This is a genomic window from Archangium gephyra (genome assembly GCF_042230915.1).
In the GTDB taxonomy this organism is placed as follows: Bacteria; Myxococcota; Myxococcia; order Myxococcales; family Myxococcaceae; genus Archangium; species Archangium gephyra_B.
Map to the genome: position 1 here is coordinate 3,396,842 of NZ_CP102578.1, position 12,119 is coordinate 3,408,960.

General features: G+C 70.1%; 9 protein-coding genes. 5 read left to right on the forward strand and 4 right to left on the reverse strand.

All coding sequences use genetic code 11. The features are described from left to right. The first annotated feature begins 73 nt into the window (after nt 1-73). A complete protein-coding gene (locus NR798_RS13685; RefSeq protein ID WP_375771901.1) occupies nt 74-3,301 on the forward strand; it encodes a protein kinase in 3,228 nt (1,075 codons plus the stop codon). A 33-nt stretch (nt 3,302-3,334) separates the two neighbouring features. Here the strand turns inward: NR798_RS13685 and NR798_RS13690 are convergent, their stop codons facing one another. Continuing rightward, on the reverse strand, nt 3,335-4,972 hold the full coding sequence (locus tag NR798_RS13690; protein WP_375771902.1) for a serine/threonine protein kinase: 1,638 nt from the start codon (nt 4,970-4,972) through the stop codon (nt 3,335-3,337). A 219-nt stretch (nt 4,973-5,191) separates the two neighbouring features. Between NR798_RS13690 and NR798_RS13695 the strand changes: the two genes are divergently transcribed. From NR798_RS13695 to NR798_RS13705, 3 genes are all read left to right on the forward strand, one after another. Next, nucleotides 5,192-5,722, forward strand: a complete 531-nt coding sequence (locus NR798_RS13695) for a hypothetical protein (RefSeq protein WP_375771903.1) — start codon at nt 5,192-5,194, stop codon at nt 5,720-5,722. 381 nt (nt 5,723-6,103) lie between these two features. Beyond that, nucleotides 6,104-7,111, forward strand: a complete 1,008-nt coding sequence (locus tag NR798_RS13700) for a hypothetical protein (protein WP_375771904.1) — start codon at nt 6,104-6,106, stop codon at nt 7,109-7,111. Between the two features lie 69 nt (nt 7,112-7,180). Beyond that, on the forward strand, nt 7,181-7,978 hold the full coding sequence (locus tag NR798_RS13705; RefSeq protein ID WP_375771905.1) for a hypothetical protein: 798 nt from the start codon (nt 7,181-7,183) through the stop codon (nt 7,976-7,978). Nucleotides 7,979-7,986: 8 nt separating this feature from the next. Here the strand turns inward: NR798_RS13705 and NR798_RS13710 are convergent, their stop codons facing one another. Beyond that, nucleotides 7,987-9,570 (reverse strand): protein kinase, encoded by a 1,584-nt coding sequence (locus NR798_RS13710; protein ID WP_375771906.1) that lies wholly within the window; start codon nt 9,568-9,570, stop codon nt 7,987-7,989. Nucleotides 9,571-9,760: 190 nt separating this feature from the next. Here NR798_RS13710 and NR798_RS13715 point away from each other — a divergent pair, with 190 nt between their 5' ends. Further along, nucleotides 9,761-10,414, forward strand: a complete 654-nt coding sequence (locus NR798_RS13715) for a tetratricopeptide repeat protein (RefSeq protein WP_375771907.1) — start codon at nt 9,761-9,763, stop codon at nt 10,412-10,414. A 4-nt stretch (nt 10,415-10,418) separates the two neighbouring features. On the opposite strand, the gene NR798_RS13720 is transcribed toward NR798_RS13715, so the two are convergent. Next, entirely contained in the window at nt 10,419-10,847 is a 429-nt protein-coding gene (locus NR798_RS13720) for an Imm1 family immunity protein (RefSeq protein WP_375771908.1), read from the reverse strand. Nucleotides 10,848-10,863: 16 nt separating this feature from the next. Then, a complete protein-coding gene (locus NR798_RS13725; protein ID WP_375771909.1) occupies nt 10,864-12,030 on the reverse strand; it encodes a hypothetical protein in 1,167 nt (388 codons plus the stop codon). Nucleotides 12,031-12,119 lie beyond the last annotated feature (89 nt).

The window sequence follows — 12,119 nt, forward strand, 5'->3', positions numbered from 1 at the left end:
ACGTGATCGTCACGGGGCTCGGCGTCGCATGCTAGTGTGCCGCCGTCCGCTGTGACGGGAGCATTACCGAGCCATGGATCGGAAGTCCCCCAAGGCGCCGCAGAGCACGGCCACCCTGATGCGTGGCGGTGCGGCGGCGGAGCCCACCCTCTCGGGTCCGGTCCCCGTTGCCTCCTCACGGCAGACGTTCGCCGAGGGCACGGAGGTCGCCGGCCGCTACCGGGTGGAGCGCTTCCTCTCCCGGGGTGGCATGGGCGAGGTGTACGCGGCGGAGGATCTCTCGCTGCACGAGCCCGTGGCCCTCAAGACGATCCGCCCCGAGCTGGCCGCCACGCCGGAGGCGCTCCTGCGCTTCAAGCGCGAGCTGCGGCTGGCGCGCCGCGTGACGCATCCCCACGTCTGCCGGGTCTTCGACATCGGAGAGCACGAGGTCGTCCCGGAGCAGGGGGGCACCCCGTACCGGATCGTCTTCCTCACCATGGAGCTGCTCGCGGGGCGGACGCTGCACGAGCAGCTCGTGCGCCACGGGCGGATGCCGCCGGAGCAGGTGCTGCGGCTGGCCGAGCAGATGGCGGGCGCGCTCGATGCGGCCCATGCCGCGCAGATCATCCACCGCGACTTCAAACCCGGCAATGTGATGCTGGTGCCCGCGCCGCCCGTGGCGGGGGGCCTGCGGGCGGTGGTGACGGACTTCGGCCTCGCCCGTGGCGAGCTGCTCGAGGGGGACGGCTCGGCCTCGCGGGAGGGCCATATCGTCGGCAGTCCCTCGTACATGTCCCCGGAGCAGGTGGAGGGCCTGCCGTTGTCGCCCGCCTCGGACATCTACGCCTTCGGCCTGGTGCTCTTCGAGATGGTGACGGGACGGCGGCCCTTCGTGGCGGACACGCCGACGGCCGCCTCGCTGCTGCGGCTGCGCCAGGCGCCTCCGTCTCCGCTCGAGCTGGTGCCGGAGCTGGCCCCCTCCTGGGAGGACGTGCTCCTGCGCTGCCTGGAGCGCCAGCCGGCGGCACGCTTCGCCACCGCGTCCGAGGCCATCGCCGCGCTGCGGAGCGGAGAGCCCACCCCGGCCCTCGCGAAGCCCCTCTCCACCCGGAGGCGGCCCGCCGCGAAGTCCCCGCCGGCGGCGGCCACGGCCACCCCGGAGACTCCGTCCCTGGCACGGCGGGTGGTGGCGGTGCTTCCTCCGCGCAACCTGATGGCCAAGGCCGGCCTCTCCTGGCTGTCCACCGCCCTGGCGGAGCTGCTCTCCGCGGAGCTGGCGATGGGGGAACAGCTCCGCCTGCTCCCCGGAGAAGGCGTGGTGCAGATGCGCCGGGATCTCCTCCTGCCGGAGGAGGAGGGCTTCGCGGCGGCCACGCTGCAGCGCATCCGCGCGCACTCGGGCGTGGACCTGGTGCTCACCGGGGCCTACCTCGTGCAGGGGCGCGAGGACGACGCGCGGCTGCGGCTCAACCTGCGCCTGCAGGAGGCCACCACGGGCGAGACGCTGGCCCACCTGACGGAGATGGGCGCGGAGCGGGAGTTGCTGGAGCTCGTCTCGAGCGTGGGCGCCACCTTGCGCAAGCGCCTGGGGCTGGCGCCGCTGACCACCGAGCAGGCCCACGGGGTGCGCAGCGCGATGCCCGCGGAGCCCGAGGCGGCACGGCTCTACGCCGAGGGGCTCGCCGCCCTGCGCGGCCATGACGCGGCCACCGCCGTGGAGCGTTTCGAGCGCGTGGTGAAGCAGGAGCCCGCCTTCGCCCCCGCCCACTCGGCGCTGGCCGCGGCCTTCCAGTACCTCTACCAGGAGGCGGCGGCGAAGGAGGCCGCGCGCCGGGCCTTCGAGCTGTCCTCGAGCCTCTCGCGCGAGGAGCGCCTGCTGGTCTCGGCCCGCCATCACGAGGCCCAGGCCGAGTGGCCCCAGGCCATCGAGGCGTACCGGACGCTCTTCGAGTTCTTCCCGGACAACGTGGAGTACGGCACCGCGCTGGTGTTCGCGCAGGTCTCCGCGGGGCAGAACCGGGAGGCCCAGTCCACCCTGGAGGCCCTGCGCCGGCTGCCGCCTCCGCTGAGCGAGGACGCGCGGATAGAGCTGGCCGCGGCGGTGGCCACGAGCGCGACCGCGGACTTCATCGCCTCCCGCAAGCACGCCGAGGCGGCGGTGTCCCGCTCCCAGGAGGCCCACCAGGGCCAGCTCGCCGCCTCCGCGCTCATCATGGAGGCCTATGCGGCGCGCAACCTCGGCGAGCCCCTGCGGGCCGTCGAGCTGCTGGAGCAGTCGGAGCGGCTGTTCCTGGCGGGAGGGGACCGGGGCGGCGCGGCGCGCTCGATGCTCGTGCACGCCATGGCGCTCATCGACATGGGGCGGCTGCTCGAGGCCGAGCGCGTCTTCGTCTCCGCCATCGAGGCGGCCCGGGAGATCAAGGGCGTCTCGCTGGAGGCCGAGGCCCTCCTGTGCGCCGGTGGGCTGAGCTGCCGGCTGGGCCAGCTCTCCGAGGGCCTGCGGCGTGCCAGCATGGCCGTGGAGCTCTTCCGGGAGCGCGGGCGGCTCTCCGACATGAACTCCAGCACCATCCTGAAGGGCATGGTGCGGCGGCTGATGGGCGGGCTGGACGAGGGCAAGCGCCTGCTCGAGGAGGGGAGCCATGCGGCCCAGGTGCTCTTCGAGGACGGCTACGCCGAGGCCTGGGGCCGCTACGAGCTGGGCTGTCTGTTGATGGACCTGGGAGAGCTGGCGCAGGCACGCCACCAGTTGGAGCGTGCGCTGGCGTTGCGGCGGGCGCGGGGCCTGGGGGGCTTCGTGGCCGAGACCGAGCTGAGCCTGGCGTGCCTGTCCCTGGAAGAGGGGAAGCCGCGGGAGGCGCTCGGGGTGGCGGAGTCCGCGCTGGCGGCCTATGCGGCGCTGAAGAGCCTGGATGGAGAAGGCCTCGCGAACGCGGTGAAGGCGCGGGCGTTGGTGACCCTGGGGAAGCCCCTGGCGGCGCGCGAGGCCCTGGAGCGCGCCCGGGCCCTCGCGGGCGGCAGCGAGGACGTGTTCATCGCGGCGGAGGTGCAGCTCACCGGCGCGGCCCTGCTGCGGCGGGACGGCGAGCCCTCGGAGCGGGAGGAGGCGGTGCGGCAGCTCCAGGCACTCGCGGCGCGGGCGGCTCGCGACGGCATGAAGCGGGTGGCGCTCGAGGCGCGGCTTCTCCGGGTGGAGCTCGACCGCGAGGCGAAGGCCGCCACGGTGCGCAAGGAACTGCTGTCCATCCAGAAGGAAGCGAACAAGCTGGGCTATCGGGCGCTGCTCCAGCGAGCCAGTGCCCTGCTCGGAGAGAAATGAGAGGCGGGAGGCCGGGTCCCGGCGGCCCGGAGGTCATTCGGCCTGTGAGGCGCCTCTCAGGGGCCGGGTCTCGCGGTAGACCGGCTTCAGCTGGATGCCGTTGTCCTGACCGGGGACGAGCTGATTCTCCCAGGGTCTCCAGTCCGCCTCGGTATCGGGCATCCGTCCGACGACCATCCCGGCGAGGGCATTGTCCTCCACGGTGACGCCGTCCTTCAGCGAGGTGACGCGCACCGGGACCTGGGCGAGGTAGCCCGTCATCCAGCGGGAGATGCAGTTGCCGGGCTCGAGGACCAGCGGCTCGGACCAATTCCTCTCATCGTCCAGGTACTGGTACGACAACACGGTGCCCGTCTTGTTGCAGGTCCTGAGGACTCGAAAGGCTTGCAGGTTGTTGTGGACGGCCGTGTCCAGCAGGGTCATCTCCAGGAACTTCAGCGCCTGGTGCTGGAACTGCTGGAGCTCGTTCTTGAGCTGCTCGTTCTCCTGGAGCTGTTGCAGGGTGCCCTGATTCCGCGCGTGCAGGTCCCGGGCTTCCGCCGCGGAGCTCCTGGCCTGGGTCCTCGCGATGTCCAGCTCCTGTTGGAGACGCCGGGTGTCCTGCTGCTCCGTCTGGTGGCTCGCCTGGAGGCGCTCGTTGTCCTTGCGTGATGCGTGCAGGTCTCCAAGCGTGGAGACCAGCCCCACGAGCAGCAGGACCGACAGGCCGCCCAGCACGCCCAGGCCCACCCGGAGCCCCCGGCCGCGAGACGTAGGCACCGCCACCGGGACTGGAGCAGGGACGGGGACGGGCGCCACCGGCTCCTCCAGCGCCTGCTCGAGGGCCGCCCGGAAGGCCGCGCAGTCCTGGAACCGCCCCGCCGGGTCCACCGTCATGGCCTTGCGGATGCACTGGCAGAGGCGCTCGGGCAGCTCGGGCACCACCTGCTCGGGCGGGGTGAAGTGGCCCTCGGTGATGCGCTTCATCATCTCGAAGTCGCTGCCCGCGTCGAAGGCCACCCGCCCGGTGGCCGCCTCGTAGAGGATGGCGCCCAGGGCGAAGATGTCCGTGCGCGCGTCCACCTCGGACGTCCCGCCGATCTGCTCCGGGCTCATGTAGGGCCGCGTCCCCAGGAGCACTCCCGTCCGGGTGCGGTACTTCTCGCCCGGCTCGTCCTGGGTCACCTTGGCGATGCCGAAGTCCGTCACCTTCGGATGCATCCGCCCCTGGTGCCCCTGCGTCAGCAGGATGTTGCTGGGCGTCAGGTCGCGGTGCACCACCCGGTGGCCATGTGCCTCCTGCATCGCGTCCAGCACCGGCAGGAAGAGCTGCCGGAGCACGGGCAGGCCGAGCCTTCCGCCCGGACTCTGGCCGAGCAGCTCCTCCAGCGTGCCGCCCTCCACGTACTCCATCACCAGGCCCGGCACCGGGCTGATGACGATGTCCGTCACCTGGGCGATGTGGGGATGGCGCAGGAGCGCCTGGATGCGGCCCTCGGTGGTGAAGCGGTGGCGTGCGTCGGCGCTGTGGAAGATGCGGGGATCCGGCACCTTGAGCGCATGCAGGCTGTGCAGCCCCAGGTGGCGCACCAGGTAGATGCTGGCCATGCCGCCCTCGGCCAGCTTGCGCACCACCTCGTAGCGGTTGTCCAGGAGCCCGCCGGGCTCGAGCAGGCTCTTGTCTTCGCCCATGTGCAGGACCCTCTGGGTCGCGGAGTCTACATGGACGGGTGCGGTTCTTCAGCGGCTGCTCCTCATGCGTTCGGAAAGGTGGCAGCTCGCCTGTCCGGTGTACGGCGGAGCACGGCCTCCCGCCCCCTGGGGCTGTTCCGGCCGCACGCAGGGGCTCACCTTGGTCTAGGGAGGACGTCCTCGATGAAGAGTGAGCGGCTGCCGTGGAGTCTCGGTTGGGTGAGCCTGGGAATCGGACTGACGGAGCTGACCTTCCCGAAGGGCCTCTGTCGCGTCATGGGCGTCTCGAGACGCCACGCCGGGCTGATGCGGTTCTTCGGGCTCCGGGAGGTGGCCAGCGGCTTGGGGCTGCTCCTCCAGCCGCATCGGCGCGAATGGTTCTGGGCCCGCGTCGCGGGTGATGTCCTCGACCTGTCGCTCCTGGCGGTGGCCTTCCGGCTCCCGCGTGCGAACCGAGGCTGGCTGGGCGCCATCACCGCCGCCGCCACCGGCCTGACGCTCGTGGACGTGTTCGCCGCCGCTGGCACGTGGCGCTCCCCCCGGCTCCACGCCGGCAAGGTGACGCCGTCACTCGGGATGGACGCGGCCAGCGGAGGCCCCGCGGAGAGCTGGCGGGGAAGCGGTCTGGCCGAGGACGTGGGTGCGAGCCCGCACCACAGCGAAGACGGTCTCCCGGACAAGGAGAAGCAGCGCATGATGCGAGAGGCCGCGCGCGAGCTCGGGTTGCCGGAGCTGGACACCTCGCGCTGAGCGCCTCACCCACCTGGGATGTAAAAGACCCCCGGGCGAGATCCACGGCGCCACCCGTGACGCAATGATGCAAGGGGCACGGACGGAATTCCTGTGGCCCCGCATTCATGCCGGTGGGATGTCCACGGATTCCAAGGGGGCTGCGGGAATCCGCGCGGCCTGCGCCACCGTGGGGGGGGTTGTCACAAATGACGTCGCGGTCATGAATGACTTCAATCCGTTTACCGGACTGCGCGGCTTTGCCCGGGCTCGGGCCTCTTGGATCCAGAAATTTCGCGGCCCCTTGTGGACGCACGCCACCCGCGGACCAGGGCACGACGCTTGCTCAATGGAAACCTGCCCGGCCGCGGTGATGCCGATCAGACCTCCAGGGTGGCTGCCATGAAGAGACTGTTTGCGCTGAGTGTGCTGGTGGTGGGCTGTGGGGTGGGCGGCGAGCTGCCGGCGGCGGACTCCATGTCCTCGACGGCGCAGGCGGTGCGGATCGAGGCCTCGGAAGGGGTGGAGGGCGTCTCCCACGGTACGCGCGGCGCGACCTTCTGCGATTACAAGCTCCTCCCCACGCTCCCGGTGGACACGGGCCCGGCCCTCATCGAGCGGGACCGGATGTACATGTCGGCCCAGCCGGGCGTCACCTTCAAGTACCTGCCGCTGTCGCTCCCCACCGTCGGCGATCCGTACATGTACAGTGGCGGACGCTACCTGGTGGACACGGTGCAGCACGCCGAGGATTACGCGCACTGGATCCTCAATGAGTTCAAGCTGGATGGCGTGCTGTTCCCGGATCGTCCCTACTTCGTCCGCACCGAGTGCACGCCCTACAGTGTCATCGGCATCAAGGACCTCAAGCCGCTGCGCTCCACCCACCACGTGATGCGCACCGAGCGCTTCCAGCTGCCCGAGGGCAACCACCGCGGCTACCTCGAGTCGCGCTGGAAGGAGCTGGTGGTGGAGGCGCAGGCGCGCGGCATGTCCAGCGTGTGGCTCGTCTACAACCCCGAGGCCCGGCTCGCGGCCTTCGTCTACACGCTCGAGCGCGGGGGCAAGCAGGTGCCCGGCGTGCCGGACTTCGCGACCTTCTCGGCGCTGGAGTCGGCGCCCTCGCTCGGCAAGCACATCGCGCGCAAGGGCTGGGTGAAGACGCAGGATGTGACCCACTTCGTCTGGGGCCTCTGGTTCCGGTTCGCTCCGGGTGACTCGGGGCAGCCCACCGTCTGGCCGAACGCCTCCTCGCTGCCGGCGCCGTTCTCGGGGGATGGGCTGTGCCTGGTGAGCGCGGGCGAGAACCACGAGAACAGCCCCGCCGATTGCCCCGCCACCTGCGGCAACGCCATCGCGGATCCGGGCGAGACCTCGCTCAACTGCCCCGGTGACGTGCGAGACATTTGAGAGCTGGAGCAGGACCCGAAGCAGCGGCACCCACGTGGAATTTCCATCGAATCAACAAAGGTGAAGAACATGCGAAACCATCTCGATTCCGCGCAGTTCCAGGTGCTGGGTGCGAATCTGCAGATCGTCATCGACGGGTTCGGGTCGTTCACGCTCATCGCCAACAGGATCCTCCTCGAGGAGGGTCTGGGCACCGATGATGGGAAGGGCGCGGTGAAGTTCCAGGCGGACAAGTGGTACTCGCTGGAGCGCTGGCTGAACGCGCTGCGGCGGATCGGCAACGAGTTCGGCCACGCGCTGCTGCATCAGTCGGGCATGACCACGCCGAAGAACGCGGTCTTCCCGCCGACGGTGACGGACATCCGCAGCGCCTTGCAGTGCATCGACATCGCGTACCACATGAACCACTCCGTGATGGGTGAGCCCATGTTCAACCCCGGCACGGGCCAGATGCTCGAGGGCATTGGCCACTACGGCTACACGCACGCCGCGGGGTCGAGCCTCATCACCATCGAGAGCACCACGCCGTATCCGTGCGATTTCGACCAGGGCATCATCATCGCCATGGCGCAGCGCTTCCAGTCCAGCGCCGTGCTCACCCATGACGCCACCAGGCCCTGCCGCAAGCACGGCAGCGATCGCTGCACCTACCACGTCACCTGGAAGGAGGCCTCCATTCCGGTGACGAACTTCCGTCCGAAGGCCGCGACCGCTCCGGCGAAGACCGCGCCCGCTCCGGCGAAGGCCGCGCCCGCTCCGGCGAAGGCCGCGCCCGCTCCGGCGGCCGCGAAGCCGGGTGGTGCGGCGGGGACGGCGCGTCCTGCTCCGGCGGTTGCGTCAGCGCTCCCCCGCTCGCAGGTGGGCTGAAGACGGTCTCACGGGGCCAGCGCACGCACGAGCACCACGGCCGCACCGGCGGCGAGCAGCAGCAGGCCGGCCGCGGCCAGGGCCCACCGGGGAAGCGGGGAGCCACCCGGTGCCTCCAGGGCCCGCAGGGCCTCGCGCGCCGAGGGAAACCGCTCCTTGCGGCGTGGCGCGGTGAGCCGCACGAGGAAGCGGCGGAAGTCCGAGGAGACCTGGAGCTTGCGCGGGAAGACGAGCTGCCCCGTCTCGTCCAATAGCTCCCAGGGGGCCTGGCGGGTGAGCAGGTGCAGCACCGTGGTCCCGAGCGCGTACAGGTCGCTCGTCGCGTCCACCTGTCCCCCGAGCTGCTCGCGCGGCATGTAGCCGAACGTTCCCACCATGGTCGCCTGCTGCGTGGTGCGCGACAGGTCCCTCGCCGAGCCGAAGTCCACCAGCACGATGGCCCCGTTGGTCTGGCGCAGCAGGTTGGCCGGTTTGATGTCGCGGTGGATGACGGGCGGCGAGAGCGCGTGCAGGTAGGTGAGGATGCGGAGCACCGCTTGCGTCAGCTCGACGGCCTCGGCCTCCGTGTAGCGGTGCCGCTGGAGCTCCTCCGCGAGCGACAGCCCCTCCACGTAGACATAGGCCAGGTAGAAGCGCAGGGCCGCGCCGCTGCCCTCGGTGAAGCTGGCGATGAAGCGCGGCACCCTCGGGTGCCGGAGTTGCTGGAGGAGTTGGCCCTCGCGCTCGAAGGCCGCCAGCGAGGCCTCGTCCGGCATGAGGGCGAAGCTCATCTCCTTGAGGACCGCCTTCGTTCCGTCCGGTGCGTGCGCGAGGTAGGTGCGCGCATGGGAGCTCTGGGCCAGGAGGCCCGCCACGCGGAATCCCCCGGCCAGCACGGCCGCGCCGCAGGCGGTGCACCGCGCACCCTGGACGGGCTGGGTGCACACCGCGCAGGTGCCGGTGGGCGCTTCTGTCACGGGGGCGGGCGCGGGAACGGTCCTCGCGGGCACGGGCACCGGGGCGTGGAGGGGTGCCGCCGGGGCGTCCGTCCGCGGGAGTGACTCCGGGAGCGCGGCGGGGGCGGGCGGCTCCTGCTCCAGGAGCACGACGGCGAGGAAGAAGCTCGCCGCCAGTCCCAGGCTCAACGCGAACTCGAGCTTCGCGCCGAGCACCGTCATGCCCGGCCGGGCCAGCAGGTTGAAGCAGACGAAGAGCGCCTCTCCAGGGACGGAGAGCAGCGCCGCCCCGAGCCAGGTGTTGCGGAGGTACGAGAGCCAGGCCTGTTCGTTCTCCCGGGCACCGATGAGCCCCACCATGTTTCCGCGCAGCATCCGCCAGCTGAACAGGGCGGCGGCGATGCACGCCCAGATGAAGACGCGGGTGCCGGAGGGCAGGTGGTCGAGGCCCTCCGAGGAGCCGATGGTGGTGCCCGTGTCCTGGATCCTGTCGGCGAGCCGCACGAGGGCGTTGGCCTGGGCGAACGACGCCAGCGCCGCGCCGGCCTCGAGGATGAAACCAATGACCAGGACGATGCGCAGCATCCGGCCGGCCATCTGCACCGCCGTGGGATGGGGAGAGGGAGCCATGGGGTGCGCGGACGATACCAGCGTCACGAGGGACCGGCTCCTACCCCCGGCGGAGAAGGGACTCACGCGGAGTCAAACCGGCCTCCGGGCGCACCGGGAGGCGCTTGAGACGCGAGGCTTCCTCCTTCATCGTGCGCTCCGTCTTCACCTCCAGGGCGTGGAAATCCCTCCGCCAGGCGAGGCGGGAGGATGCGCCGGGCGCTCCCGGTCAGAGGGGGTGAGCTGCTACCGCGCCCTCCAGGCCAACGGCTCCATGATGTCGGAGCCGCTCGTGCGCGCGTGCAGGTCCAACATCGCCGTGGCCTGTGCCCTGCAGTCGGACACGAAGATCAACTACGCGACGTCCCTCTATCCGGGGAACTCCCTGGACGAGCCGGCGCGGGTGCTCATTCGCGCATGCGCCGGTGGGGTGGGGCGCGCCTGCCAGGCGCACGCGAAACCGCTGCTGGAACGCTCCGAGTCCGACGTGAAGCTCGGGCTGGCGTCACTGCGGCGCGGGTGCGACCTCAACGCGCCCGAGGCCTGCCTGGAACTCGCCCGCTTCTACCTGGAGGGCCCGGAGGCCACTAGGGATCCACTCTCGGCGGCGAACCTGCTGCAACGCGCGTGCAACCTGCTGGACATGCGGGCGTGCGTGGGGCTCGCGGAGTTGTACCGGCAGGGCAGGGGAGTGCCCGCCAACGCGGAGCGGGCGCTCGAGTTGAGCTCCTTCGCGTGCGACGTGGATGGCACCACGTGCATCTCCCTGGCCCGCACGTTCCAGGAGGGCCTGGGCGTGCCCCGCAACCCGACCGTGGCGCATGCGCTGCTGAAGTACGCGTGCGGCAAGGGTGCCCAGGACGCCTGCTCCGCGGCCCGGGACACCCGCTGAGTGTCTAGTATGAGGAGTCATCCTCCTCTCCTCCGAGCACGATCCACTTCGAGCCTTCGCGGCGCCCATCCTCCAAGAAGGCCTGGATCACTTCCAACGCCCGCTCGACAGACACGAGATATCGGCGCGGAACCACCCACTCGTTCCCGCCAGGATAGGTGACCACCTGCTCTTTCGAGCTCACGGTTGGATCGGTCAGCAGGTACTCATCCATGCCCCCAGGTGGAGAATATTGGAGGAGCACTCCATGGGGTTGCTCAACGATGATCGTCAGCTGAGGCGAGCCGCCCGCCTCGGCATCGAAGCTCAACGTGGCCGTGGCGGAGCCGGCACGCCAGTACTCTTTACCCCTGTTTCGAAGAAGCTCCTCGATGAAGGCCAGACTCGGATTGTCAGCCTGCTCCAGCCTCGGCCCCAGATATTGAACAGCCATCCATCCTCCTGGTCAGCTATTGAAGCGAGCCCTTGGGGTGTCCGGCCTTGACGCCCGAGTCCCCGTAGGTCCAGCTCGTGTTCAGCCCGATTCCCCATCCGGAGGCGCTGTCGCTGGTGAGCGGGCAGTTGTTCAGGTAGCCGCCGTAGAACGCTCCCGCGCCCGACTTGGACGCTCCCCACGGGCCTCCGCTGCCCGCCGTATTGGTGCTCCGGGTGAGCGTCTGGGTATAGCCGGACCGGTTGCAGCGCGCGTCGTCCTTGTCGTGGCCCTCGTTCAGGGTCCCCCCAGCGCAGCGATAGCCGTGGTAGGGCATCACGCAGGTGAGCGACGGGTTCACGTCGCGCTTGTAATCGTACTCGAGCCCCGGATGGAAGAAGACGAGGGTGTTGTCCACGGTCCAGCCGTGCGCGTCGCCGTCGTTGGTCCGCCGGGCGTACTGCTTGTGGTGCGAGCCCATGCAGCCGCTGATTCCGCAGCCGTCCCGGTTGTTCGCGAACTGCGGATGGGCGCCGGTGAAGTCCAGGTTGCTGGAGTGCACGGTGTAGCCGTCGTCCCGGGCCTTCACGTACCAGACGTAGGCCACGGTCGGATCGCCCGGGTCCACTCGAATCACGACGATGTTCCCCTCCGCGTCCCCGCAGTGATCGGACGAGCCGGCGACCTGGTTGCCCCACAGGTACGAGTGCAGCATCTGGAAGGTCCAGGCATTGACGATGCAGTCGGTGGGCATGCCCGAGCAGGAGGTGATCTTCCGCACCGCCATGTCGTAGACCGCCTTCGGGTCGCACAACCTCCAGCCGCCGATGCAGTCATTCGCGCTGAAGTTCTCGTCCTTGGTGACGTAGTAGGGGTGGAACGCCCGCGCCAGCACCTGATGCAGGTTGGGGTTGTCGCGGTTGGCGAGCAGGTCCACGTTGAACTTGATCCTCAGGGCGTTGTGGTAGGTGCCCGAAGTGGAGGAGATGCAGAAGCCCGAATGGCAGTAGCCGACGTCGTTGTTGCTTCCATCGGCCGTCAAGCCCTTGGCCTTGCTGGCCAGGGTGGGCGGTGGAACGTTCGCGCCCATATCGGCTGGCGGAGTGTAGGCCGCGTGCGCGTCCGTGCCCGCCAGCAACCGCAGCAGCACGCTTGCGACACACAGCCCCGCGACAAAGCCGTTCCGTTGAAGTGACACGAGCATTGGCCGCACCCCCCTGGAAACTGCGTGGACACGTTCCCGTACCACCTCGAGGGCAGGCCTGGTACAGGCCGTTCGGGGGAGCGATTTCA

Excerpts from the sequence above, each read along its gene's own strand:
- NR798_RS13720 (WP_375771908.1), bottom strand. The coding sequence starts at position 10,847 with ATGGCTGTTCAATATCTGGGGCCGAGGCTGGAGCAGGCTGACAATCCG.
- NR798_RS13690 (WP_375771902.1), bottom strand. The coding sequence starts at position 4,972 with ATGGGCGAAGACAAGAGCCTGCTCGAGCCCGGCGGGCTCCTGGACAAC.
- NR798_RS13725 (WP_375771909.1), bottom strand. The coding sequence starts at position 12,030 with ATGCTCGTGTCACTTCAACGGAACGGCTTTGTCGCGGGGCTGTGTGTC.
- NR798_RS13705 (WP_375771905.1), top strand. The coding sequence starts at position 7,181 with ATGCGAAACCATCTCGATTCCGCGCAGTTCCAGGTGCTGGGTGCGAAT.
- NR798_RS13700 (WP_375771904.1), top strand. The coding sequence starts at position 6,104 with ATGAAGAGACTGTTTGCGCTGAGTGTGCTGGTGGTGGGCTGTGGGGTG.
- NR798_RS13685 (WP_375771901.1), top strand. The coding sequence starts at position 74 with ATGGATCGGAAGTCCCCCAAGGCGCCGCAGAGCACGGCCACCCTGATG.